The organism is Actinomadura sp. DC4, assembly GCF_030406325.1.
In the GTDB taxonomy this organism is placed as follows: Bacteria; Actinomycetota; Actinomycetes; order Streptosporangiales; family Streptosporangiaceae; genus Actinoallomurus.
Genome location: NZ_JAUEQY010000009.1, coordinates 219064 through 242049, shown reverse-complemented (window position 1 = coordinate 242049; position 22986 = coordinate 219064). Strand labels below are relative to the sequence as shown.

23 protein-coding genes are annotated in these 22986 nt (G+C 71.1%); 9 read left to right on the top strand and 14 right to left on the bottom strand.

Annotation, left to right across the window (positions count from 1 at the left end):
• Positions 1–2 precede the first annotated feature (2 nt).
• The gene (locus tag QWU11_RS17560; protein WP_290110880.1) at positions 3–893 is read right to left on the bottom strand and encodes a DUF6282 family protein; all 891 of its coding nucleotides are present in this window, start codon (positions 891–893) and stop codon (positions 3–5) included.
• Positions 894–1136: 243 nt separating this feature from the next.
• Between QWU11_RS17560 and QWU11_RS17555 the strand changes: the two genes are divergently transcribed.
• Positions 1137–2435 carry an MFS transporter gene (locus QWU11_RS17555; RefSeq protein ID WP_290110875.1) on the top strand — a complete coding sequence of 433 codons (1299 nt, stop codon included), beginning with the start codon at positions 1137–1139 and terminating at the stop codon, positions 2433–2435.
• A gap of 7 nt (positions 2436–2442) precedes the next feature.
• Here QWU11_RS17555 and QWU11_RS17550 read toward each other — a convergent pair whose 3' ends face one another.
• Positions 2443–3180 (bottom strand): helix-turn-helix domain-containing protein, encoded by a 738-nt coding sequence (locus tag QWU11_RS17550; protein ID WP_290110873.1) that lies wholly within the window; start codon positions 3178–3180, stop codon positions 2443–2445.
• Between the two features lie 446 nt (positions 3181–3626).
• Between QWU11_RS17550 and QWU11_RS17545 the strand changes: the two genes are divergently transcribed.
• Positions 3627–4055, top strand: coding sequence for a VOC family protein (locus QWU11_RS17545; protein ID WP_290110865.1), 429 nt, complete (start codon positions 3627–3629; stop codon positions 4053–4055).
• A 270-nt stretch (positions 4056–4325) separates the two neighbouring features.
• Here QWU11_RS17545 and QWU11_RS17540 read toward each other — a convergent pair whose 3' ends face one another.
• Positions 4326–4877: a TetR/AcrR family transcriptional regulator C-terminal domain-containing protein gene (locus QWU11_RS17540; protein WP_290110863.1), complete on the bottom strand. Its 552-nt coding sequence runs from the start codon at positions 4875–4877 to the stop codon at positions 4326–4328.
• 86 nt (positions 4878–4963) lie between these two features.
• Here QWU11_RS17540 and QWU11_RS17535 point away from each other — a divergent pair, with 86 nt between their 5' ends.
• Positions 4964–6115: an NAD(P)/FAD-dependent oxidoreductase gene (locus tag QWU11_RS17535; RefSeq protein ID WP_290110857.1), complete on the top strand. Its 1152-nt coding sequence runs from the start codon at positions 4964–4966 to the stop codon at positions 6113–6115.
• Positions 6112–6966, top strand: coding sequence for an alpha/beta hydrolase (locus QWU11_RS17530; RefSeq protein ID WP_290110854.1), 855 nt, complete (start codon positions 6112–6114; stop codon positions 6964–6966). The genes QWU11_RS17535 and QWU11_RS17530 overlap by 4 nt, the downstream gene beginning before the upstream one ends.
• 9 nt (positions 6967–6975) lie before the next feature.
• Here the strand turns inward: QWU11_RS17530 and QWU11_RS17525 are convergent, their stop codons facing one another.
• From QWU11_RS17525 to QWU11_RS17515, 3 genes are all read right to left on the bottom strand, one after another.
• Positions 6976–8070 (bottom strand): hypothetical protein, encoded by a 1095-nt coding sequence (locus tag QWU11_RS17525; protein ID WP_290110849.1) that lies wholly within the window; start codon positions 8068–8070, stop codon positions 6976–6978.
• Positions 8071–8290: 220 nt separating this feature from the next.
• Positions 8291–8677 carry a hypothetical protein gene (locus QWU11_RS17520; protein ID WP_290110847.1) on the bottom strand — a complete coding sequence of 129 codons (387 nt, stop codon included), beginning with the start codon at positions 8675–8677 and terminating at the stop codon, positions 8291–8293.
• A 208-nt stretch (positions 8678–8885) separates the two neighbouring features.
• Positions 8886–9767, bottom strand: coding sequence for a LysR family transcriptional regulator (locus QWU11_RS17515; protein ID WP_290110845.1), 882 nt, complete (start codon positions 9765–9767; stop codon positions 8886–8888).
• A gap of 123 nt (positions 9768–9890) precedes the next feature.
• On the opposite strand from QWU11_RS17515, the gene QWU11_RS17510 reads away from it, so the two are divergent.
• The gene (locus tag QWU11_RS17510; RefSeq protein ID WP_290110840.1) at positions 9891–11207 is read left to right on the top strand and encodes an MFS transporter; all 1317 of its coding nucleotides are present in this window, start codon (positions 9891–9893) and stop codon (positions 11205–11207) included.
• Between the two features lie 29 nt (positions 11208–11236).
• A complete protein-coding gene (locus QWU11_RS17505; RefSeq protein WP_290110834.1) occupies positions 11237–12472 on the top strand; it encodes an NAD(P)/FAD-dependent oxidoreductase in 1236 nt (411 codons plus the stop codon).
• Here QWU11_RS17505 and QWU11_RS17500 read toward each other — a convergent pair.
• The 5 genes from QWU11_RS17500 to QWU11_RS17480 all read right to left on the bottom strand — a co-directional run bounded on the left by QWU11_RS17500 (position 12462) and on the right by QWU11_RS17480 (position 18146).
• Positions 12462–13745, bottom strand: a complete 1284-nt coding sequence (locus QWU11_RS17500) for an alpha-amylase family glycosyl hydrolase (protein WP_290110823.1) — start codon at positions 13743–13745, stop codon at positions 12462–12464. The genes QWU11_RS17505 and QWU11_RS17500 overlap by 11 nt on opposite strands.
• Positions 13742–14194 carry a MarR family winged helix-turn-helix transcriptional regulator gene (locus tag QWU11_RS17495; protein WP_290110821.1) on the bottom strand — a complete coding sequence of 151 codons (453 nt, stop codon included), beginning with the start codon at positions 14192–14194 and terminating at the stop codon, positions 13742–13744. Before QWU11_RS17495 ends, QWU11_RS17500 begins: the two co-directional genes overlap by 4 nt.
• A 93-nt stretch (positions 14195–14287) precedes the next feature.
• Positions 14288–15583 carry an extracellular solute-binding protein gene (locus QWU11_RS17490; RefSeq protein ID WP_290110812.1) on the bottom strand — a complete coding sequence of 432 codons (1296 nt, stop codon included), beginning with the start codon at positions 15581–15583 and terminating at the stop codon, positions 14288–14290.
• Positions 15580–17466 (bottom strand): VWA domain-containing protein, encoded by a 1887-nt coding sequence (locus QWU11_RS17485; RefSeq protein ID WP_290110789.1) that lies wholly within the window; start codon positions 17464–17466, stop codon positions 15580–15582. The genes QWU11_RS17490 and QWU11_RS17485 overlap by 4 nt, the downstream gene beginning before the upstream one ends.
• Positions 17467–17765: 299 nt before the next feature.
• On the bottom strand, positions 17766–18146 hold the full coding sequence (locus QWU11_RS17480) for an STAS domain-containing protein (RefSeq protein ID WP_290110787.1): 381 nt from the start codon (positions 18144–18146) through the stop codon (positions 17766–17768).
• A gap of 157 nt (positions 18147–18303) precedes the next feature.
• Between QWU11_RS17480 and QWU11_RS17475 the strand changes: the two genes are divergently transcribed.
• Complete coding sequence (locus QWU11_RS17475; protein ID WP_290110786.1) at positions 18304–19254, top strand: sensor histidine kinase; 951 nt, start codon at positions 18304–18306, stop codon at positions 19252–19254.
• Between the two features lie 3 nt (positions 19255–19257).
• On the opposite strand, the gene QWU11_RS17470 is transcribed toward QWU11_RS17475, so the two are convergent.
• From QWU11_RS17470 to QWU11_RS17460, 3 genes are all read right to left on the bottom strand, one after another.
• Positions 19258–19491 carry a hypothetical protein gene (locus QWU11_RS17470; RefSeq protein WP_290110784.1) on the bottom strand — a complete coding sequence of 78 codons (234 nt, stop codon included), beginning with the start codon at positions 19489–19491 and terminating at the stop codon, positions 19258–19260.
• Between the two features lie 48 nt (positions 19492–19539).
• Complete coding sequence (locus QWU11_RS17465; protein WP_290110780.1) at positions 19540–19725, bottom strand: hypothetical protein; 186 nt, start codon at positions 19723–19725, stop codon at positions 19540–19542.
• Positions 19726–20056: 331 nt separating this feature from the next.
• Positions 20057–20557, bottom strand: a complete 501-nt coding sequence (locus QWU11_RS17460; RefSeq protein WP_290110772.1) for an FBP domain-containing protein — start codon at positions 20555–20557, stop codon at positions 20057–20059.
• 68 nt (positions 20558–20625) lie between these two features.
• Here QWU11_RS17460 and QWU11_RS17455 point away from each other — a divergent pair, with 68 nt between their 5' ends.
• The gene (locus QWU11_RS17455) at positions 20626–21201 is read left to right on the top strand and encodes a TetR/AcrR family transcriptional regulator (protein WP_290110770.1); all 576 of its coding nucleotides are present in this window, start codon (positions 20626–20628) and stop codon (positions 21199–21201) included.
• Between the two features lie 258 nt (positions 21202–21459).
• Positions 21460–22977, top strand: coding sequence for a pyridoxal-dependent decarboxylase (locus tag QWU11_RS17450; protein ID WP_290110768.1), 1518 nt, complete (start codon positions 21460–21462; stop codon positions 22975–22977).
• The last annotated feature ends 9 nt before the right edge of the window (positions 22978–22986 follow it).

The following is a 22986-nucleotide window of genomic DNA, read 5'->3' as shown; positions in this document are numbered from 1 at the left end:
GCTCAGGCGTCGAGGTTCAGCAGGTACGTCGGGTTGTCGCGGACCATGCGCCGCAGGTCCTTCTCCGGCAGGCCGAGGTCGAGCAGCGCCTGCGCGACGCGCATCCACGCGTCCACGGGTTTCGGGTTGGCCGCCTGCCCGAAGTCCGAGGCCAGCACCGTGTGCTCGGGGCCGAGCGTCTCGATCCAGGTCAGGAGCTTCTTCGGGTCCCATTTCTGGGAGCCCTCGGGGTCGTACATGCCGATCTCGTGCTCGACGTACGCGCCGAGGCCGACCAGCTCGCGGCACAGATCGGGATCGGCGCCGATCACGTAGTCGGGGTGGCTGACGACCATCCGCGTCATGCCGCGCTCCTTCGCGGCCTGGAACAGCGTGCGGATGTAGGCGGGGTACATGTGGCCGCCGTTGACGACGGCCTCCTGCGCCTTGATCTCGTCCAGGATCTCGATGGCCTCGGGATTCAGCTCCCCGGCGTCGTCGACGATGTCGATGCGCTCCAGGGTCAGGGGCACGGTGGTGGTCGGGAACGCCCCGTCCTCGGGGTGGCACTCCAGGTGGCGGCCCGAGGAGATGGTCGGGAACCACACGACCTTGCCGCCCATGCGCAGGCACATGCGCACGGCGTGGGCGTTGAGCCCGCCGACGGTGCTGTTGAGCGCGATGCCGCCGTACGCGGTGGCGGCGACCCCGGCGAGACGTCCCCTCATCGCCAGGATGTCCATCTGGGTGTTGTGGTGGTGGGACTTGGCGACCATGGCGCGCATCCCGATCCGGGCGCCGTCCTCCGCGGCCTCGACGTGGTCGAACCGGCGGGGGAACGGACTGGGCCCGGAGTGGACGTGCATGTCGACCAGGCCGTTCAGCACGGAGGCGATGGCGGGGCGTTGACTCATGGAGGCCACCCTTCGGTTCGTATTGTGAAGTCTACGTTCACTATAAGACCGTACGTCAACCCGATATCGCCCCCTTGTGTTGCATAGGTCACATGTCTACAGTAAGGATCCGTTCACTTGGTGAACACATAGTTCGTAAATGCTTCGCTGAGGAGACGAACCATGTCCACACCGCGCCACGTGCCAGTGCCGCAGCCAGAGGCGCCGGACGCCTCTCCCCCGAACCCGGCCCACGGTCCCGACATGGCGAAGGTGCGTACCGCCGTACGCGGCGGGATGCTCGCCTACTTCGTCGACCAGTTCGACATCTACCTGCCCATCGTGGTGCTGGCACCGGCGACGGCCTACTTCCAGTCGGCGTCCCTGAGCGCGAGCACGACGGCCATGCTGTCGTCGCTGGTGTTCGCCTCGACGCTCGTCGGCCGCCCGCTCGGCGCGGTGATCTTCGGCCACTTCGCCGACACGGTCGGGCGCAAGCGCACGACGCTGGTCGCGGTCGGCGGCTTCGGCGTCATCACGCTGGTGACCGCGTGCCTGCCCGGCCACGAGACGATCGGGATGTGGTCCGTCGGCCTGCTGATCGGGCTCCGGTTCGTCGACGGCATCTTCCTCGGCGGCGAGTACACCACCGCGGTGCCGCTGGCGATGGAGTGGAGCCCCAAGCACAAACGCGGCCTCTACGCCTCGATCATCACCTCGACCTCACCCGCCGCGTACGCCGTCATCGCCGCGATCACGCTGCTGATGCTGCAGCTCCTGCCCTCCGCCGGGCTGCACAGCAGCTACGTGCAGTGGGGCTGGCGAGTGCCGTTCCTGGTCGGCGCGCTGCTGTCGGCCCTGCTGTTCCGCTACTACCTCAAGCAGGTGCACGAACCGCCGGCGGAGCTGACCGGCGAGCGGCACAAGCTGCCGTTCGTACGGCTGGTGGTGCGATACCCCAAGGCGCTGGCGCAGGTGTTCGTGCTGATGACCGGCACGTGGCTCGCGACCAACATGGAGGCCGCCGTCACGCCCGCGCAGCTGAAGGCGCACCTTCTGCTGTCGAGCAAACAGGTCACGCTGACGATGCTCGTGATCAACGCGTCCGCCGCGCTGTCGTACCCCCTGTTCGGGCTGCTGTCCCAGCGCATCGGGCGACGGCGGTTCTACATGGGGTACGGCCTGGCGGTCCTGGTGGTCGGCTCAGGCTCGTACACGCTGTTGATGACCTCGAACGGCGGATTCGGCGCGGCGCTCGGCTGGGGCGTACTGATCGGCGTCTTCACCGTCGGCACCTTCGGTCCGATCGCGGCGTACCTGACCGAGCGGTTCCCGGCGAGCATCCGTTCGACGGGGTACGGCGTCGGGTACAGCCTCGCGCTCATCGCGCCGGCGTTCTACCAGTTCTACCTGCGGCAGTTCGACGGCGTCGTCTCGGCGCACCTCGCCCCGGCCATCCTGCTGGTGCTCGCCGGCGCGCTGATCAGCTTCGGCGGCTTCCTCGGCCCGGAGACCAAGGACGTGGACATGGCCGACGACGACACGATCCCCGCTCTGTCCTGACTCTCCTCTAGACGGCCCGCCGGCCGAGATCGTCGGGCCGGAAGTGACCGCCGAGCTCGCGGGTGAGCTCCCGTGCGGTGTCGACGACGACGCGCAACTCGGGGGCGTCGTCGGACATCGACAGGGTGTTGTCCGGGCCGACGATGGCGATGGTGGCGCAGATGCCGTACTCGTCGAAGACGGGCGCCGCCACCGCGACCACCCCGGGCGTGCTCATCGCCGAGCAGTGCCCGACGGCGCGGACCCGCTCGACGCCGGCGCGCAGCTCGTCGCGCGCCGGTCCGGGGAGGTTCGCCATCAGCCGGCCCATGGAGAGCTGGTCGGAGTGGTAGGCGAGGAAGACCTTGCTCTGCGCCGTGTCGAGCGGCAGGTGACTGCCGACCCGTACGGACACGACGACGATGGCGGAGACGTTCTCCTCGACCCGCGAGACCACCGGACCGGTGAGCCCCCAGAGACTGAGCACCACGCTGGTCTGCGTCGCACGCGAGAGCGCCTGCATGTGCCGCGGCGCGAGGTTGATGACGCGACGGGTGCCGATGGCGAAGGCGCCGAGTTGCAGCAGCAGGGCACCGGGTACGTAGCCGCCCTCGTCCCGGCGTTCGAGCAGACCTGCCGCGACGAGCGACGTGCAGTAGCGGTAGGCGGTGGTGCGGTTGAGCCCGAGCCGCTCGGCGACCTCGGACGCGGTGACCTCCGGCGTGGCCGGATCGAACAGCGACAGGATCTGACTGACCCGGCTCACCGCCTGGATATCCGCCTGATCCCCACGCTCCCCACGAGCGGCGTCCGGCGACCGGGTCGGTTTGGTCACAGAAGGCCTCCGCCGGACGATGATCTCGAGCCTGACTGGCATGTTCACTTGGTGAACATGCCAGTCAGGCTACCCGAATCGACGACGGCACTCCCGGCACGACGCACCCCGCCCACACCGCGGCGGCGTCGGTCGGCAGATAATCCCGCCGCTCGAGGCCCGGCCGTTCCGCGGCTTCGTCTACGGCCACAACACCGGCGTGGCCTGGGAGTTCAGGTTCTTCTCCATCATCCTCGACGGCGCCGCCGCCGTCCCGCTGCACGCCGCGTCGCCGCTGCCCGACGGGGCCGGGATCTCGCCTGAGGCACCTCCACCGCACGCGCCGGCCGGTCGTCGACACCTGTTAGGTTTGAAAACCAAACCAGAAGGGACAGTCGATGACCGCTCGTGCAACCCCGTACCTCAACTTCGACGGCAACGCCCGCGAGGCGATGGAGTTCTACCAGTCGATCTTCGGCGGCACGCTGGACGTCACCACGTTCGCCGACCTCCGCCGGGCGCAGGACGCCCGGCAGGAGGGCCTGATCGCCCACGCGATGCTGAGGGGAGCCGCCGGCGTCACGCTCATGGGGTCGGACATCCCGGAGGAGTACGAGCCGGGCGGTTCCTTCTCGGTGGCACTCGGCGGCGACGAGGCCGACCTCACGGCTTACTGGGACGGGCTCTCCGCGGGCGGTACGGTCACGGTGCCGTTCGCCAGGTCCCCGTGGGGGGCCCTCCACGGGCAGTGCGTCGACAAGTACGGCACGTCCTGGCTGGTCAACGTCACGACGACCCGCCCGCGGAGCGCCGCTGAGCCTTCATGAGCTGAACGATCGAACCACGGGAGCACGCCGGTCTCGAAGCGGGTCATGGCGCCGACCCGGTCGCCGGCGATGGCGATGACGAAGAGGCCGGTCTCGTGGCGGACCCCGTCAGGGGCCCGCGCGTACGCCCCGAACGCCGGCCGCCCGTTGGCCCGTGTCCGCACGAGGTCGAACCTCCGGCCCGCCCGGAAGGCGCCGCCGCGGAAGCGGGCCACGAGGGTCGCGGCCTGTGCACGAGGCCGGATCCGTTCACGCGGGTCCGGCCTCGTGTCATTTCAGGGCCGACTCTCGTACGCCCGCGAGGATCAGGTCGAGGCCCGTGCGGAACGCGTGGTCGCGCCGGTCTCTCGGCCAGGCGCCGGTGCCGGCCTTACGGGCCTGTTCCTCGATCGTGAAGCCGTTCGTGTAGGCCAGGACGGTGTCCACGGCCGAGACCGCCGTCTCCGCCGGGACGCCCTCGGCGGCCAGGGCGGCGACGAGATCCCGGAAGGCCGCGACGGCCTCGCCGCCCGGGTCGTGGAAGGTGGCGATCAGCCGCGCGCCGTCGCGGTGGGCCAGCATGACCTCGCGCATGCCGGTCGCGATCTCGCGCAGCCGCTCGTCCCACGTCCCGTCCAGGGGCGGGGCGGCATCGGCGGGCCGCGTCGCCAGGTGCGCGACCATGGCGTCCAGCAGCGCCTGCTTGCTGGGATAATGCCGGTAGAGCGCGCTCGCCCGTACACCGAGACGGGCCGCCAGCACGCGCATCGTGAGGCCGTCCAGGCCGACTTCGTCCAGCAGCTCGATCGCCGCCTGCAGCACCTCCGCGCGCCGCTGCCCCATCGTTTCCTCCCGGTTGACAGGTCCACGCCCGCCATGTGAACAATGTACACGTGAACGTCGTTCACATGGAACGAGAGGGCGGAGCCATGACCGAGCGGGATCTCGGACGGGTGCTGGTGATCGGGGCGGGGCTCGGCGGGCTGACGCTCGCCCACGCGCTCGTCCGTACCGGCATCGACGTGCGTGTGTACGAGGCCGACGACGCCACCGGCGACCGGGCGCAGGGCTACCGGATCGGGCTGCTGCCCGCCGCGATGGACGCGTTGCGCGCGAGCCTGCCGCAGCGGCTCTTCGCGCTGGTCGAGGCGACCGGCGGAAGCCTCACCGGGCCCGGCCTGCTGTTCGACGAGCGGCTCAACGTGCTCCATCGCGACCTGGAGGGCCCGCCGGGCGACGCGCGGGCGATGGACCGGCAGGTGCTGCGGCGCATCCTGCTCGGTGGGCTGGGCGACCGGGTCGCGTACGGCAGGCGGCTGACCGGTTTCACCGAAGGGACCGGCACCGTGACCGCGCGGTTCGCCGACGGTACGGACGCCACCGGCGCGGTGCTGGTCGGCGCCGACGGCGGTGGTTCCGTCGTGCGGCGGCACCTCGTGCCCGAGGTCGGCCTCGTCGCCGCGGACCTGTGCGGCGCGATGGGACGCACCCCGGTGACCGACCGCTTCCTGCGGCTGGTGCCGGGGCGCGGCACGATGGTGAAGGGCCCGGGGCTCACGCTGATGCTCGGGCGCATGGAGTTCGGTACCGAGCCGTCCGCGGCCGCCGCCACGCTCGCCCCCGAGCTCGACCTGCCGTACCGCGACGGCTACGTGCGCTGGGTGCTGCTGGTGCCGCCGGAACGACCGGCCACGCCGGAGGGCGGCGACGCGCGCGAGCTGGTCCTGGACCTCATCGACGGCTGGCACCCCGACCTGCTCGACCTCGTGAGCTCCGCCGACATGAGCCTCGTCGGCCGCTCCCGCATCCACGACCGGCCGATGCCGCCCTGGACGGCGGGCCGGGTCACGCTGCTCGGCGATGCGGCCCACCTGACCCTGGCGAGCGGCGGCAATGGCGCCACGACCGCGATGCAGGACGCCGTACGGCTGAGCGCGCTTCTGGCCCGGGTACGGCGCGGCGAGCGCGATCTGATCCCGGCGCTGGAGGAGTACCAGGCCGACCTGCTCGAACGCGGGAACGCGGCGGTGGAGTTCGGCAAGCAGGCGCTGAAGAGGTTCGTCCCGGCGGACCGGTCATGAGCGCCGGCGCGTACGGCAAGGGCGAGACCCGCTCCGCGGACGGGACGGTGATCGGCTACCGGATCTACGGCGACGGTCCCGGGCTGATCCTCCTGCACGGCGGGATGCTGGCCGCGCAGAACTTCGCGAATCTCGCCGGCCTGATGGCCGCGGGCCACACCGTCTACGTGCCCGACCGGCGCGGACGCGGACTCAGCGGAGGCCACGGCGACGACTTCGACGTGACCCGGGAGGTCGAGGACGTCCAGGCGCTCGTCGCCGCGACCGGAGCGTCGAAGATCTTCGGCCTGAGCTCCGGCGCGCTCGTCACCCTGCGCACCGCCCTCACCACACCCGCGCTCGACCGGATCGCCCTGTACGAGCCGCCTCTGCTCGCCGACGACTCCGAGCTCCGCGGCTGGCAGCCACGGTACGAACGGGAGGTCGCGGCGGGCAGACTCGCCGCCGCGCTGGTCACCGTCCTGAAGGGGCTGAGGGCCGAACCGATGTTCAACCGGATCCCGCGGTTCCTGCTCGTGCCTCTGCTGACGATCGGCATGCGCCTGCAGCGCCCGCCGTCCGGCGACGACGTGCCGATCAGGGACCTCATCCCGACGGAGCGGTACGACCTGCGGATCGTGGGCGAGATGGCCGGCACCGCCGAGGACTACCGGGCACTGCGGGCGGAGGTGCTGCTGCTCGGCGGGTCGAAGAGCCCCGCGTACCTGACCACGGCCGTGGAGAGACTCGCGACCGTGCTCCCCCACGCGCGACGGCTCACGCTCACGGGCCTCGGGCACTCCGGGCCGGAGAACGACGGCGACCCCGCCGCCGTCGCCCGGGCCCTGCACGGCTTCTTCGCCGAACGGTGACGGCGGCCATCACTCGATGAACAGCGGCCGTTCGCCGACCCGGACCACGTCTCCGGGGTGTACGGAGGCGGCCGAACCCCCGATCCGGCGGATCATCCGCGCGCCGGGAGGCGCGACGGTGTCGGCGGACCCGGCCGACGTCCAGCGGATCCACGCCGGATGCGCGCCATCATCGACGAACTCGCACTGCCACACATTGGCCGGAAGGCCGGACGGCAGGCCCTGCCCGCAGGCACGGATGCGGGCATGGGCCAGCCAGCGCTGGAGTTCGTCGACGGCCATGGCCGCGCGGGTCGGCGCGCCCTCTTCGGCCTGCAGCACCAGCGGGATCTTCGTATTGCCCCAGGAATAGAAGTACATCCGTTGGAGGTTCAGCTCGATTCCGTACAGGCCGGTCAGGTAATAGCGCATGGCGTAGTCGATCGAGCGCCGCTCGTCGAGGCGTTTCTCGAGCGCGATCTCGTAGGTGGTCCCGGTGCTCCATATCGGCGGACCGATACCCGCCCCGCGCATGACTCCGCCGACGACCTGGAGGATTTTCAGCATGGTCTCGGGAGGGTCGCCGGCGCTCCGCTGGTGCAGTTTCAAGCTCGCGACGTCGCAGTACTGAAAACCGCCGAGCTCGGCGAACCGCTTGAGTACGCGACGCCCCTCATCCGTCCATAGCCGTCCCATTCCCGGGCACACCACCGTGGCCTTCGGATCGGCCTTCTTTATGACTGTCTCGGCCTGCCGGGCCATCTCGACCAGCGTTTCGGCGGGGCCGGCGAAAAAACGCGGGTCGTTTCCCAGGACCCACAGCTCGTACGCCTCGATCCGCCCGCGGTAACGGCCGGCCAGTGCGCGTACGAAGGTCTTCCAGTCACGCATGTGATCCGGCGCCGCGGCCCGTGATCCGTCTCCGTACGGTGCCTTGCGAGCGGCGGGAGCGGCCCACCCCGGGGTTCCGCCGAGGACGAACAGGGCGGGCAGCCCGGCGTGGTTCGCCCCGGTCACGAGACGATCGAGCGTCGACCAGTCGAATACGCCGCGGCGAGGCTGGATCGAGGCCCACCGGGTGTTGCTGTCCCAGAAACGGACCGCCCCGACCCTGAATGACGGCATTTCACCCAGGTCAGAGGCGATCGTCACGCCGAACAGCGCCGGGTTCACGGGCGTCGGAGCCCTGACCCAGCTCGGGCCGTTGATCCACTGTGGCCGGGCGAGGTCCTTTCCGCCCGGCGGGGAGACGCTCGCCGACGTTGATGCCCCGTCGCCGGAATCCCCGCCAGCCTGGAAATGCGAACGCCGGCGCAGGTGCGCCGGCGTTCGTTCCGGATGGCGGTCAGCAGCCGATGCCGACGATCCAGACGTACGGGGAGTACCCGTGAATGCGAATCGTCTGACCGTAGTGGTATCGGGTGCCCTGGTAGGTCAGGTCACAGCCGTACGGCACGTCGAGTTCGTCGACGTCCTTCAGCTCCGGGTAGGCGTCGTCGGACCAGGTCTTCGGCGGGATCCAGCGCTGGCCGACGTTGCCCCGCATCCAGATGCCCTTACTGGTGCCGTTGTAGACCGACACGCAGAAGACCGTGCAGTGGTCGGCGGCCTTCATGGTCCCGGTGCCGACGGCCCCCGCCGTCGCCGGCTGCGCGGACGCCGTTCCCGCCAGCAGCAGGAACCCGCCGATGACCGCCGCCAGTAAGGCGGCCAGAGCGCGTGTACGTCTCATTCGTTCCTCCCCGTACTCTCGCCGGGGCGGCCCCCTGCCGCCTCGGTCTCAGCTCCACGGGGGAGCTGTGCCGGAAGTCTCGGCGGTCGCGGGTTCCGACTTCAAGGATTCCGGGACACTGGGATGTCACGAGGTCATGACCTGCGGGAACACCCGTGGGATGGGACGTTTCACCCAGCCGGGGCGCGGGGGCGCGCCGCCGTGAGGCTCAGGGGCGGGTGGCGGCGTACAGGATGTCGCGCATGCCCGGCAGGGACTCCCGGTCCTCGCGCCACACCAGCCGCAGGCTGAGGTCGGGGACCGGAAGGTCCAGCCGGACGAGGGTGCCCGCGCTCAGGCTGTCGGCGACCGCGAACTCCGGCAACAGTGAGATGCCGAGGCCGTGCTCGGCCCAGGCGCGCATGACCGGGACTCCGCCCGCCCTGATCCGCTCGGGCGCCGCGCCCAGGACCCTGTGCCCGGCCATCCAGAACGAGCACTCGGGCACGTTGACCAGGAGCCGCTGACGCCGCAGGTCGCCGGGCGTCAGGCCCGTACGGGCGGACAGCGGATGGGCGGGGGCGGCGACGAGCGCGAGCGGGACCGGGTCGAGGTCGACGAAGGCCAGCGGCTCGGGCGGGGCCGGGAAGCCGAGGTCGCCGACGTCGTCGCCGCAGTCCAGGAGCAGGGCCGCTTCGAGGCGTCCGCCGACCACGTCGGCCATGAGAGCGTCGCGGGCGCGGTCCGAGCGGATTTCGACGTCGACGTCCGGCCGGCGCTCGGCGAACCTCCTGAGCACCCGCGGCACGTACGAGCCCGCCAGCGTCTCCAGGGCGCCCAGCCGCAGTACCGGCCGTTCGGCGCGTACCTGATGGTAGGCCTGTTCGGCCTGGTCGAGCAGCCTCCGTGACCAGCCCCGCAGCCGCTCGCCGGCGGCGGTGAGGCGCATTCCCCGCGGGCCGCGCTCGAACAGCGTCACGCCGAGGGACGTCTCAAGGGTCCGGATCTGCTGCGATACCGACGACGGCGCGAGGTCGAGGGCGACGGCGGCGTCGGTGACCGTACGGTGCCGCACGACCGCCTCGAAGGTCCTGAGCTGACGCAACTCCACGGGCTGGGCAACGGCCCTCCGCGTTCGGAAATTCCGAACGCGGCGTACGGCGGCGCCGGTGGAGGCACGGGCCCGCCGGAACACAGGGTGGGCGCACCATCCCTCAACCGCCTGGAGCCGTACATGACCTTGCCCCGTGCCCTCGCGGGCGTCTCCCTCGGCTACTTCATGGTGCTGCTGGACACGACGGTCCTGTCGGTCGCCGAACCCGACCTGGCGGCGTCCCTGCACACCTCGGTCGCCGGCCTCCAGTGGGCCACCACCGGGTACACCGTGGCGTTCGCCGCGCTCCTGCTGTCGGCGGGCGCGGTGGCGGACAGGTACGGCGCTCACCGGATCTTCCGTACCGGCGTCGCGGTCTTCGCGGTCGCCTCTCTGCTCAGCGTGTTCGCGCCGGACCTGTGGACGCTGGTCGCGCTGCGGGCGGTCCTGGGCGTCGCCGCGGCGGCCTGCGTGCCGGCCTCGATGGCGATCATCGCCCGGCTCTACCCCGAGCCGGCCCCGCGCGCCCGTGCCCTCTCGATCTGGGCGGCGACCAGCGGCGCGGCGGTGGCGGCGGGCCCGATCGCCGGCGGCGCGCTGGTCGGCGCCGGCGGCTGGCGCTCGATCTTCCTCGTCAACGTGCCCATCGGCCTGGTGGTACTGCTGCTGACGCTGGGCCGGGAGGTGGCCGTCAAGCGGAACGAGCGCCGCATCGACTGGCTCGCGCAGTCGGCGGCCGTCGCCGTGCTGGCGCTCCTCACCGACGCGGTGATCGCCGCCGGCTCCCGCGCCTGGACCCATGCCCTGTGGTCCTCGGCCGGGGCGCTGGCGTCGGGCGTCCTGTTCGTGGCGCTGGAACGGCGCAGCCCGGCCCCGGTCGTGGACCGGGCGCTCCTGCGGGCCGGCCGGGTGCGCGCGGGACTGCTGGCCGGGGCCGCGGTGAACTTCGCGCTCACCGGAGCCCTGTTCGTCCTCCCGCTGCTGCTCCAGCGGGAACGGCAGCTGAGCCCGTTCGCGACCGGGCTGGCGTTCCTGCCGCTCACGATCCCCTTCGCCGCCAACCCTCCGGTCACCGGCAGGATCGTGGCACGGGTCGGGCCTCGCCCGCCGATCCTGACCGGCCTGGCCCTGCTGTCGGCCGGAGGCGCCACGCTCAGCGTCACGATCTTCACCGCGGGCGGCTATCCGCTCCTGGCGCTGGGCCTGTTGCTGACCGGCCTCGGCATCTCCTACGCCCTGCCGGCGCTGGTCGCGGCCATCGTCAGCGCGGCCCCGGACGGTACGGCCGGTTCGGCCGGCGGCATGCTCAACGCCGTACGCCAGGTCGGCGCGACGCTCGGCGTCGCCGTCATGGGCGCCTTCGTCACGGCGGGAACGGGCTGGTCGTTGCTGGCGTCCGCCGCGGTCTGCCTCGCGGCCCTCGGCGTGTTCGCCTTCGGCGGGGAGCCCGGGGCGTAACCGTGGCGCAGGCGGGAAGTGCACAGAGGGTGGCGACGGCGGAGACCGACGTACTGATCATCGGAGCCGGGATGGCGGGGCTGGCCGCCGCCCGGCGGTTGTGGCGTGACGGCGTCGACTTCCTGCTCCTGGAGGCCGGTGACCGCGTCGGCGGCCGGGTGGCCACGGACGAGGCCGGCGGATTCCTGCTGGACCGCGGTTTCCAGGTGGTCAACACCGCGTACCCGCGACTGACCGCCCTGGTCGACCTCGACGCCCTGAACATGGGCTGGTTCCGGTCCGGGGTGCTCGTGCGCCATGGCGGCCGGCTGGAGCGCTACGCCCACCCGCTGCGCGACCCCCGCGGGGTTCCGCGGATGCTGGAGTCGGCCCTCGGCGGCCTCGGCACCCTCGCCGACCGGGTCCGGCTGGCCGCGATCATCGCCCGGTACGCCGCCGTGCCCCCGGCGCGGCTGCTGGACGAACCCGAGACCACCGCCGCCGAGGTGATGAGCGGGCTGTCCTCCGCGATGCTCGACGGCCTGGTCCGCCCCTACCTCTCCGGGGTGTTCGGCGACCCACGCCTGACCACCTCCAGCCACGCGCTGGCGATGATCGTCCGGTCGTTCGTCCACGGCCGCCTCGGGCTGCCGCGTACGGGGGTGGGCGCGATGCCGGCGGCGCTCGCCGCGCCGCTGCCGCCGGAAAGGATCCGGCTCCACACACCCGTCGAACGGCTACCGGGCACGACCGCGCACACGCCCGGCGGGACGGTACGGGCACGGGCGGTCCTGGTCGCCACGGACCCGGTCACCGCCGCCCGCCTGCTGCCCGAACTCCCGGCACCCGCCATGCACGCGCTGACCACCGTCTACCACTCCGCCCCCGAACCGCCCGTGGAGGAGCCGACGCTCGTCCTGGACGCCGACGGGTCCGGCGGCGTGCGCATCGCGAACACCATCGTGGTCAGCAACGCCGTACCGGGTTACGCCCCGCACGGCCGGCACCTGATCGCCACTACCGTCGCCGCGCCCGACGCCGACCCCGCCGCGGTCAGGACCGAACTCGCGCGCGTCTACGGCACCGCGACCGAAGAGTGGGAACACCTGACGACCGTACGGATCCCGCACGCGCTGCCCGACGCCTCGCCGCCCCTCGGCCGGCTGCGCCGCCCGGTCGCGCTGGGAGACGGCCGGTACGTTGCCGGCGACCACCGCGACAGCCCGTCGGTCCAGGGCGCCCTCACCAGCGGCTGGCGCGCGGCCGGCGCGATCGTCACGCCGTGATGGTCCATCCGTGGGCGGGCACGGTACCGGTGGCCTGGGGATGGCTGCCGAGCACGATGGTGCCGCCGGGCGGGAGCGGGAGGTCCGCGTCGCCGAGGTTGAGCGCGACGGTCAGCCGGTTCCGGCCGTCGGTGGTCGCGTAGACCAGGTGGCCGTTCGCGATGTCGATGACGTCCGTACGCCCGCGGTGCAGCCAGGGATGACGGCGGCGCAGCCCGATGAGGTCCTGGTGCAGGCGGTAGACGGGCCGGCCGTACGGCGCGAGGTCCTCCGGGCTCGCCGGGAAGGCGGGGCGTACGGCGTCGTCCCCGCCGGCCCGGTCCTCCTTGACGCCGCGGAAGGCGTGTTCGTCCCCGTAGTAGATCGAGGGGGTCCCGCCCACGGTGAGCAGCGTCACGAGGGCGTGGGAGAGGTGCCGCTCGTCCTCGATCCTGCTGGCCAGGCGGGTGACGTCGTGGTTGCCCACGAACGTCAGCGGCGCGAACGTGTCGAGGTAGCCGTTGTGGCGCTTGAAAGCCCAGGCGAGCTCGAAGAGGTTGCCGTCGTTGAGCGAGCTCCAGATGGCCTTCCAGAGCTCGTACTGGGTGACGGAGTCCATGCCCGTCTCACGCACGATGGTGTCGTAGTCGCCGTGGATGACCTCACCCGCGAAGTACGCCGACGGGTGCGCCCGGCGTACGCGCGGCAGCACCTCGGCCCAGAACTCCCGTGGCACGGCGTACGCGGCGTCGAGCCGCCAGGCGTCGGCGCCGCGGTCGAGCCAGTGGGTCATGACGTCGGCGACGTACGCGGCCACGTCGGGGTTGGCGTGGTTCAGCTTGACCAGGTCGCGGTGGCCTTCGAAGGTCTCGTGCGACGGCTCCCCACCGCCCGCCCAGGTCAGGTGGAACCACGCGGCCTCCGGGCCGCCTTCCAGCGCGCGCTGGAAGCGCGGGAAGGCCAGGCCGACGTGGTTGAAGACGCCGTCGAGCATGACGCGGAGCCCACGGTCGTGCGCGGCACGTACGAGGTGGTCGAAGTCGTCGTCGTCGCCGAGCCGCGGGTCGATGCGCCGATGGTCGATGGTGTCGTAGCCGTGGGTCGAGGAGTCGAAGATCGGGCCGAGCGCGAGGCCGGACGCACCGAGCCGTACGGCGTAGTCGAGCCAGTTCTCCAGGAGGGGCAGGCGGTGGGCGGGCTCCCGGTCGGCGCCGCGGGTGTCCGCTCCGGCGAACCCGAGCGGATAGACGTGCCACCAGACCGCGTGGGCGACCCAGCCCGGTTCGCCGCTCATCTCTCCCCTCCCGGCGTGTCGGCGATCTCGTCCATCAGGACGGCGGCGACCCGCAGGAGTTCGACCTCGGCCCGGGTCCGGCCGGTGAGCGCCTCGGCCAGCCACGTCTCGCGCTGGGCCATGTCGCGGGTCAGCGCGTCGCATCCGGTCTCGGTGATGGTGAGGACGGAGGCGCGCCGGTCGTGGTCGCTGGGGCGGCGCGTGACCAGGCCGGCCGCCTCGAGTTCGGCGAAGGCCTTCGTGAGCGACTGCGGCTGCTGGAACGCGGCCGCGGCGACCTCCCCGGGGGTGCTCGGCCCCCGGCGGTACAGGTGCCCGAGCACGTTGATCTTGTTGGCGCTCAGCGCACCGGCCGGCCGCTCGGCCCGCAGCCGATGTGCCAGCCGGGTCACCCCACGCCGGATTTCCGCGACGGCGCCCTCTGTGACGGGCGCTGATACCTCACTCACATTAGTAAGCTATCACGTAGTACTTGATTCGATCGGAACGCACAGAGGCACCTGATTCCGTACGTTGTACGTAGCGAATCGGACGCCCAGCGATCACTTCTCCGCCGGGGAGCAGTCGCTCCGGTGGCCGGTCAGCGCGGTGTTCAGCGCGTCGGCGACGGTCTTCGCCGACGGGGCATGCCCGTCGAGGACGTTCAGGACGCACTGGCGGAACGTCTCGCTGAACTGCTCGTAGTACGGCGTCACCGGACGCGGGTGCGCGGTCCGGAGCGCGGTCTTCAGCGTCGCCGCGAAGCTCGCCAGCTCCGCCGCCGTCGGCACGTCCGGGTCCTTCGAGGCGCCCTGGCAGTTCGGGTCCTCGAACGCCGCCTGCCGGGTGGCCGCGAACCCGCCGCACGCGAAGAGACGCTGCTCGGACCGTACGCCGGTGAGCTCCCTCACCAGCCGGCCGGCCTCGGCGGCGTGCTTGGAGAAACGCGAGACCGCGAGGTACTGGCCGCCGAGGACGCTGTACCCCGGCCCGGGCAGGGGGCCGACGCCGAAGGCGCCGTGGACGCGCGGATCGGCGGTGAGGTTGCGGAAGGCGTACGGCCAGTGGCGCATCAGGTCCCAGCGGCGGTTCGAGGTCGTGTCGCCGCCGACGAACGCGCCGAGGGTCTCCGCCTCCTTGTAGGAGCGGGAGTCGCCCGCGGCCCGGTTCGCGGCGAGCTGCCGGAGACCGGGCAGGATAATGCCCGCGGCCGTCTCGACGCTGACCTTGTCGACCGCGCCGGTGAGCACGAGGCCCTCGGTGTTCCACAGGACCTCCAGGGCGTTGACGGTGAGGCCCTCGTAGTCGGCGAGCTGTGAGGCGTAGCCCGTGGCCAGCAGGTCACGCCAGTTCGCCGGCGCCGGTGTGCCCTTGCGGGCGTAGAGGAGACCGGCGTCGGTGTTCCACGGCACCGCGTACTGGGTGCCCTTCCACGCGCCCGCCTGGTACACCGCCGGGAAGACGCCGTCGGCGTCGGCCACCCACGCGGGGTCGACGTGGTCCAGGAAGCCGCGTTGCGCGAACTCCGCGACCCAGGGGGCGTCGAGGATCAGCACGTCGTACGCGCAGCTGCGGGCCTCCTCGGCGGCGGCCAGCTGGCTGCGCTGCTCGTCCGACGACGTCCCGACCTCCACGAGAGACGCGCGCTCGCCGCCGGCGCCCCGCCAGCCTTGGACGAGCGTGCGGCGCTGGCCGCCCGCGCTGACGTCGGTGCCGCCCGCGACGACCAGCCCGGCGTGCTCGCCGCAGCCGCGGAGCTCGGGTCGCGTGGACGGAGACGCGGTCAGGACTCGTACGCCGAGGAACGTGACCACACCGGCGACGACGGAGGCGACCAGCACCTCGGTCCGCTTCCTCATGCGCCGTCACCCCACAGGACCGCCGCGAGCACCGCGTCGGCGGTGTCGTCCGGCGGCTTGATCGACCCGTCGACGCATGTGTGGGGACCCAGCACGCCGGCGATCTGCTTGATGAGGGCGTCTCCGCAGGTCTTCGGCCCGGTCAGCACGATGTGCACCCGGAGGTCCGGGTACGCCTTGCGCAGCGCCGCCGCCGAGGCCGTCGTGCCCGCGTTGGTGCTCGCGAGCTGCCCGTCGGTCAGCACGACCAGGTCGTCGGGGTCGCCGACCTGTTTCGCGGTGTCGGAGATGGCCGCGGCGAGCGGCTGGTCGGACCCGTTCGCCCGCTCGTTCTGGATCCTGTCCCGCAGGACGCCGCGGTCGCCGGGCGGGTACCCGTCGTCCGCGCGTGGGTCGAGGCTCACCCGCGCGCGGGTGGAGAACTCCGACACCTGGATCTTGTCGTCGTCGCGCACGCTCTGCAGCAGGCTCCGCGCGATCTCCTGCGCGCGGTACAGGCGCGGCTCCCCGTCACCCAGCGGCGTGGCCATCGACCCGGAGATGTCGAACAACAGCTTCAGCGACACCGAGGGGCGTCCCGCGCGGTAGACGTTGTTCGCCTCCGCCCACTGCGCGGCGGCCTTGGCCCGGTCGGCGCCGGCGTTCAACGCGCCCTTGCCGCCGATGGTCGAAGGGATGGCCTGGCCGGGGTCGTACAGGCCCGAGAGCTCACGCAGCTCACCGGCGCTGCCGTCCGGGATCCGCCCATCCGGGGTGCGGAAGCCGCCGACGCCGGGCGAGCGCACCGCGAGCCAGGAACGGAAGTCCTCGACCAGGTGGTCTCTCGGCTCGTTGACCTCGCCGGGCCAGCGCACGTGGACGAAGGGGTGGTCGAGCACCGGGAGGTCGCCGGCGTAGTAGGGGTACATGCGCCACGCCGGTGCGGGGAACCTCGCCGGGTCGCCCGGCACCCGGCGGCCGCTCTCGCAGCCGGGCCCGGTCCCGATCGCGAGGTTGTTGTCATAGCGCGCCAGCGCGATCTCCGGGACGACCACGGCGGTGTGCGCGGGCGGCTTGCCGTGCGCGATGTCCTGCGCGCGGAACCGGCACAGGATCGCGGCGGCGTCGCCGGCGACCGATCCGCCGGAGCTCATGACCTTTTCGGCCTGCGGGGCACTCACGCCGTAGCCGTGCTGGGTCGCCGTGGACAGCACCGGCGTCGACACCAGCGCCGCCTCCGAGGTCTTGGCGGACGGCCGCGTCGGGACGTCCACGCCGCCGGCCTTCAGCCCGGCGTAGAGCGAGTCGAGGCTGCCCGGGTGTGCCCCCGGCGGGCTGTAGGCGTTTCCGAAAACCGCGATGACCATCGGCGACGTACCGACCGACCCGCCGATTTCCAGCTCGGCCTCGTCGTTCTGGTCCCCGGACGAATTGCCGAGATAGGTCTGCGCCTCGACCGCCGCCGCCGTCGTATCCGGAATCCATACGTCGGGCCGCGGGCCGAAATAGGTGGCCGACCCGGAATCGGATCTCGATATCTTCCAGCCGCGCGTGAATCCCGATTCGATGTCCTGTGTCGCGGAACCGGCCGAGACGGTGACGATGGCATTCCGGCAGCCGTCGCCCGACCGGTCCGCGACGTAGTGGGCCGCCGCTTCGGTGAGCGCGGGGACGTTCTCCTCCGCGGTGAGGATTCGCAGGTCGACCGGTGCGGCGCACGAATGGTCCGAGGCGATCCACACCACGCCGAACGCCATCAGGACCACGGCGGCCCCGGGCAGCCCGGCCACCAGCCACTTCACCGCACCGATCTGCAACCGGACGAGTGTCTTGAGGTAGTCCCTGGCGTGATCCGTGGGGTCGCCCGGCGGCCGGGTGAACAGGGCGATGAACAGAGCCGTCAACGCGATGGCGCCCCCGATGAACAGAAGCCCCTTCCACCAAGGCAGCCGGAGAATCAGCGCGGCGTAGACGCCGAGAACGGATTGAAGAGTGGCGAGCGCCAACTCCGCGTGGTAGTTCCGGCCATCCTTTGGACGTACCGGAGACATGCGGGCCCCCTGCCACCGTTTTATGGGTACTCAGAGGTAACCCTATGCCATCCACGCTTAAGGGACCTGTCCGGTTCTTGCCTTCACCGGGACATCGCGCGAGTAACCCATTTTCGGGCATAACAATAATTGTATTTCGGTGCCACGCGCGGTCAGCCGGACCGTCGGTCGTCCCCGTTGCTCAGGGAGTGGGCGGGGAGCGCCTCGCCGAGGGTGGCGTGGATGGCGAAGGCACGGTCCAGCCCGGTGACCTCCATGATCCGGGACACCGACGGCGTCAGCCCGGCGAGCGCGATGGTCCCCCCGCGCTGGGCGGCCAGACGATGCGCGCGTACGAGCACGCGGACTCCGGTCGAGTCCATGAACGTCAGGCCGCTCAGGTCGAAGACAAGTGAGTCCCACTGGTGTTCGGCCTGAGCGGCCCGTACCGCCTCTTCCGCCTGTCCGGCGTTGGTGACGTCGAGCTCTCCCGCGAACGTCAGGACCACAGTCTCCCCGGCTGTGCGCGTGCCAACGGTCAGCTGTTCCACCATCTGGTTCCCCGCCTCGACCTCAACCTCAGATCACTAGCTCCCAGCCGGATGATAGCCCGGCGAGGGGCGATTCCCGATCACGGTTCCGCCGAAGATGTGACACCGCCGCTCTGCACGTACTATCGCCACGTAAGAAGGTGATCGGGAGATGTGCGCGATGAGTGAGCCGGAGGCCGCGAAGCCGCGGCCCGGCACGGCGCCGTTCGTTCATCCCGCGCTGTTCTATCGAGGCGCCCAGGGCTATCTGGCCGGCACGGCGCCGTTCGTCCGTGAGGGGCTGAGGCTCGGCGACCCCGTCGTGGTCGCCGCTCCCGGGCCGAACCTTCGGCTGCTGCGCTCCGAGCTCGGCGAGTCGGCCACCGGCGTCCGCTGGGTGGACATGACCCAGGCCGGCCGCAATCCGGGACGGATCATCCCCGGCGTCCTCCGCGGTTTCGCCGACGCCCATGCGCACGGCCGGGTGCGGATGATCGGCGAGCCGATCTGGCCGGGCCGCAGCGAGGCCGAATACCCCGCCTGCGTGCAGCACGAGGCACTGATCAACCTGGCGTTCGCCGGCCGCGCGGTGACCATACTGTGCCCGTACGACGCCGAGCGGCTGGACCCGCGCGTCCTCGCCGACGCCGCCGCCACCCATCCCCTCCTGATCGACGACGAGGGCGAACGCCCCAGCGCCACGTACGCGCCCGAGCGCCTCGGCCGGGCCTATGACGTGCCGCTGCCCGAGCCCGCCGGCCTGCTCGCGGTGCTGGCCTTCGACGACACGAACCTGGACCAGGCCCGCGCCCTGGCCGTCGAGCACGCCCGCCGGTCCGGCCTGGCCGCCGACCGGGTCATGGACGTGGAGCTCGCCGTGAACGAGATGGCCGCCAACAGCCTCGCGCACGGCGGCGGGGCGGGCGACCTGCGAATCTGGAGCCAGGACGAGTACCTCATCTATGAGGTCCGCGACACCGGGTTCATCGCCGACCCGCTCGTGGGACGCCGCCCGGTGACCCCCGACTCGCCCGGCGGCCGCGGCGTGCTCCTGGTCCACCAGCTGTCCGACCTCGTACGGCTGCACACGAGGCCGGGCCGTACGGCGATCCGCGCCCACTTCGCCATCTGACGCTCACGTCCCGGCGACGACGAGGCGAGGGTGGAGGAGCGGGCCGAACGCCGCCACCGCGACGGCCAGGCCCGCGGCGACCCGGTAGTCGGCGCCCACGACGCGCACGGGCCGGCAGCCGCACCGCGTGCTCCCAGAGCGGGCGCCCGCGTGGTACGCCCCCAGCCCTCCCATGAGCAGCCCGAGCGCGAGATACCCCGCGACCAGACCGGCGGCGAAACCGCGCGGATCGTTCATCCGGGCTCCGGCACGCGTTCGAGGGCGGCCGGCGGGGCAGGGTGAAGGTCATGCGGCAGGTCCCGCCCGGCCGGGAAGCCGTCGCTGCCGGTCGGCCAGGCACAGGTCGTCGCGGAGCCGCCCGCGCGTCGTCGACGGCACGGTCTCGGCGCCGGCCTGGAGCGAGCCGACCCCGGCGTACGGGGTCAGGAAGTCGGCCGAGGAGCCGTACGGCGGTGCCAGGCGTGACGGCATCGGCGGCCTCCTCTGGAGCCGCGACCGCACCCGGTGCTTCCACTCGCCGAACACGACGGCGCCGTCGGGCTTTCCCAGCAGATGGAGGCTGCGCAGGACCTCCCACAGCGACCGCCGAGGCCAACCCGCCGAACTGCCCCGCGGGCCACTTCTGCGCCTACTCGGGTCAGGGCGAGTCCTGAGCGATCGTCATCAGGTCGGCGAGAAACCGGAGCGGCAGCGTCGCCGACCGATCCGTGCTCGACAACGGCTTCCGGGACCCGGTGCCCGTGCCTGCGTGAGCTGACGAAGGCGTACCGCGTCACCGCCGCCGACGGCGGTGACGCGGTCGCTATGTGGTCACCTTGTCGATGAAGGCGGTGAGGTTGGCCCGCGTACGGGCGATCTTCTCCTCCACCGGCAACGTCTCGTCCACGTCCCCGCCCGCCGCCGACTCCTTCACGCCGCGCGTGTAGAGGGAACAGGCCAGATCGGTGCAGAGGTACCGCCCGACCGTGTTGCCCTGGCGGCCGGCCTCGCCGGTGCGGCGCGCCGTCATCAGCGCCACGCTGCCGCTCGTACGGGTCGTCAGGCACAGCGAGCACATGCTCCGCGCCGTGAATCCGCGCGAGACTCCCCGCGTCGCCCGCAGTACGACGCCGATGAGCCCGCCGTCGTCACGCTCGGCGACGAGGTAGCCGCGCTCGGGCGCTCCCGGGTCGCGCCAGCCCAGGAAGTCGAGATCGTCCCAGGGCTGCTCTTCCAGATCCCTGGGGACGCCCAGCCGCTGGGCCTCGCCCTTGGAACAGTTGACGAACGACCTGCGGATGTCGCTCTCAGTGATCGGTCTCATGTTTCGCGAGGCTAGCTTCCCTAATATGATTAGGCAAACGCCTTATTGGTCTAGCGCAGGGAGCTCCCATGGCACGCGCGGGCATCACCGGCGAGCGCCTCGCGCGGACGGCGGCGGAGCTGGCCGACGAGATCGGTTTCGACCGGGTGACCGTCTCGGCGGTCGCGCGCCGGCTCGGCGTCAAGGACCCGAGCCTGTACGCGCACATCGAGAACGTGCGGGAGCTGAAGGTGCGCGTGGCGCTGTTGTCCCTGGAAGAGATGGCCGACCGGGCCGCCGCAGCGCTCGCCGGACGCGCGGGCAGGGACGCCCTGGTGGCGTTCGCCGACGCGTACCGCGGCTACGCCAAGGAGCATCCTGGCCGGTACGCCGCCTCCCGTTTCGAGCTCGATCCGGAGACGGCGGCCGCCAGCGCGGCGCCCCGGCACGCCGCGATGACGCGGGCGATTCTGCGCGGCTACGACCTGCCGGAGCCCGACCAGACCGACGCGGTACGCTTTCTCGGCGGCGCTTTTCACGGCTATGTGAGCCTGGAAATGGCGGGCGGATTCCGGCACACGCCACGCGAGGCCGACGCCTCCTGGAAATGGGCTCTCGACACCCTTCACTTCGCCCTCGCCAACCATCCGGGAAGATCGCACTGAGCTTTGCGGATCTTCGATAAGATCGCCTGGACGCGCCTTCACCGCCCGGGGTTTCCAGCGGAAATAAGCAAGATGCCAGCCTTGCGCCGTATTTCACTCAATACAGGGAGATAGCCCCCGATAAGGCGGCAGCTTCTTGGGCTGTCTATGCCCCTGCGGCCAGCAATTCGTTACCTTGCCGTCGCCGCCGCCGTCTGCCTAAGCTCTAGCCGCCAGAGACCCTCTAGGAATGGCCATATAATCCAAAAGGATTCGGCAGTGAAAAACCCCCCGCCAGCATTCAACTCCCTAAATACACTTAGCGAATCGCTGCATGCGGCATTCGATCCTCACCTTTTCCATGAAAATTCCGAGACGGTGGTCGCCCGCTTAAAGTCCCATCTTACGGACGTCTCCGTCAGAGGGCTCGAACTCACCGACCCGGCGATTCTCATCCGTGCCGCACGCGAGCTTATGACGACCGAACACGAAAGCGTCGCGGCCTTCGACGAGAAGAAGCTGGCGGCGATCGTCGACCTTTACGTCCGTACCGGGATCCAGGTTCACTCGCCCGGCTACATGGGGCGCCAGTTCTCCGGCACGGTGCCGCTCGCCGGCGTCATCGACTTCGTGAGCTCGGTGGTCAACCAGCCGTCGTCGTTCTACGAGGCGGGCCAGCTCCCCAACGTCGCCGAACGCATCATGGCCGACGAGCTCAACCGCTTCATCGGGTGGGATCCGGGGCGCTTCGCCATGGTGACCACCTCGGGCGGTTCCCTGGCCAACCTGACCGCGCTGCTGGCGGCGCGCAACAGCACCTTCCCCGGCATCTGGTCGAACGGGGAGTCGGGCACGTCCGTGCGCCCGGCGATCGCGATGAGCGAGCACGTGCACTACAGCCTGGCGCGTGCGGTCGGCGTGCTCGGCATCGGCGAGGCGCAGATCGTCCGGCTGCCGGTGAACCGGCGCCAGCAGATCGACGCCGACCGGGCGCGCGTCGCGCTCGCCGCCGCCGAGCGCCGGAACCTCCGTGTGTTCTGCCTGGTGGCATCGGCCGGCACCACGACGATGGGCGCGTTCGACCCCATCGACGAGCTCGCCGACGTCGCCGCCGAGCACGGCAGCTGGCTGCACGTCGACGGCGCGCACGGCGCGAGCCTGCTGGTGTCGGACCGGCTCCGCCGCAAGCTGCGGGGCATCGAGCGGGCCGACTCGCTGACCTGGGACGCCCACAAGATGATGTTCGTCCCGGCGCCCTGCACGCTGCTGTTCTACCGCAACGCCGAAAAGGCCATGGGAGCGTTCCAGCAGCGCGCCAGCTATGTGTTCGACGAAGATCCCGACATCTACGGCGCCTACGACAGCGGCGACAAGAACTTCGAGTGCACCAAGCGTCCGATGATCATGCCGCTGTGGACGCTGTGGGCCATTTACGGGCGCGCGCTGTTCGCCGAGAAGATCGAATATCTGTGCCGCCTTACGCACGACGCCCACGGCATTCTTCTCGCCGAACCAGACTTCGAGACACTGCACCATCCCGAGGCGAACATTCTCTGCTTCCGCTATCGCCCGCCCGGCGTCGAAAAAGAGCATCTCCACCGTCTGCAGCTGGAGATCAGAAAAAAGATAAGGAGCGACGGCCGCTTCTTCATATCCAAGGTCGACGTCGAGGGCGTGGCGGCATTGCGCGTCGTCATGATGAACCACCAGATCAACCCCGAACACATCCGGATGCTCATCGCCGAGATCAGGAGCACCGGCGAGCACCTGCTCACCAAGAACGCGGGAGATCAATAACAAAGGGAG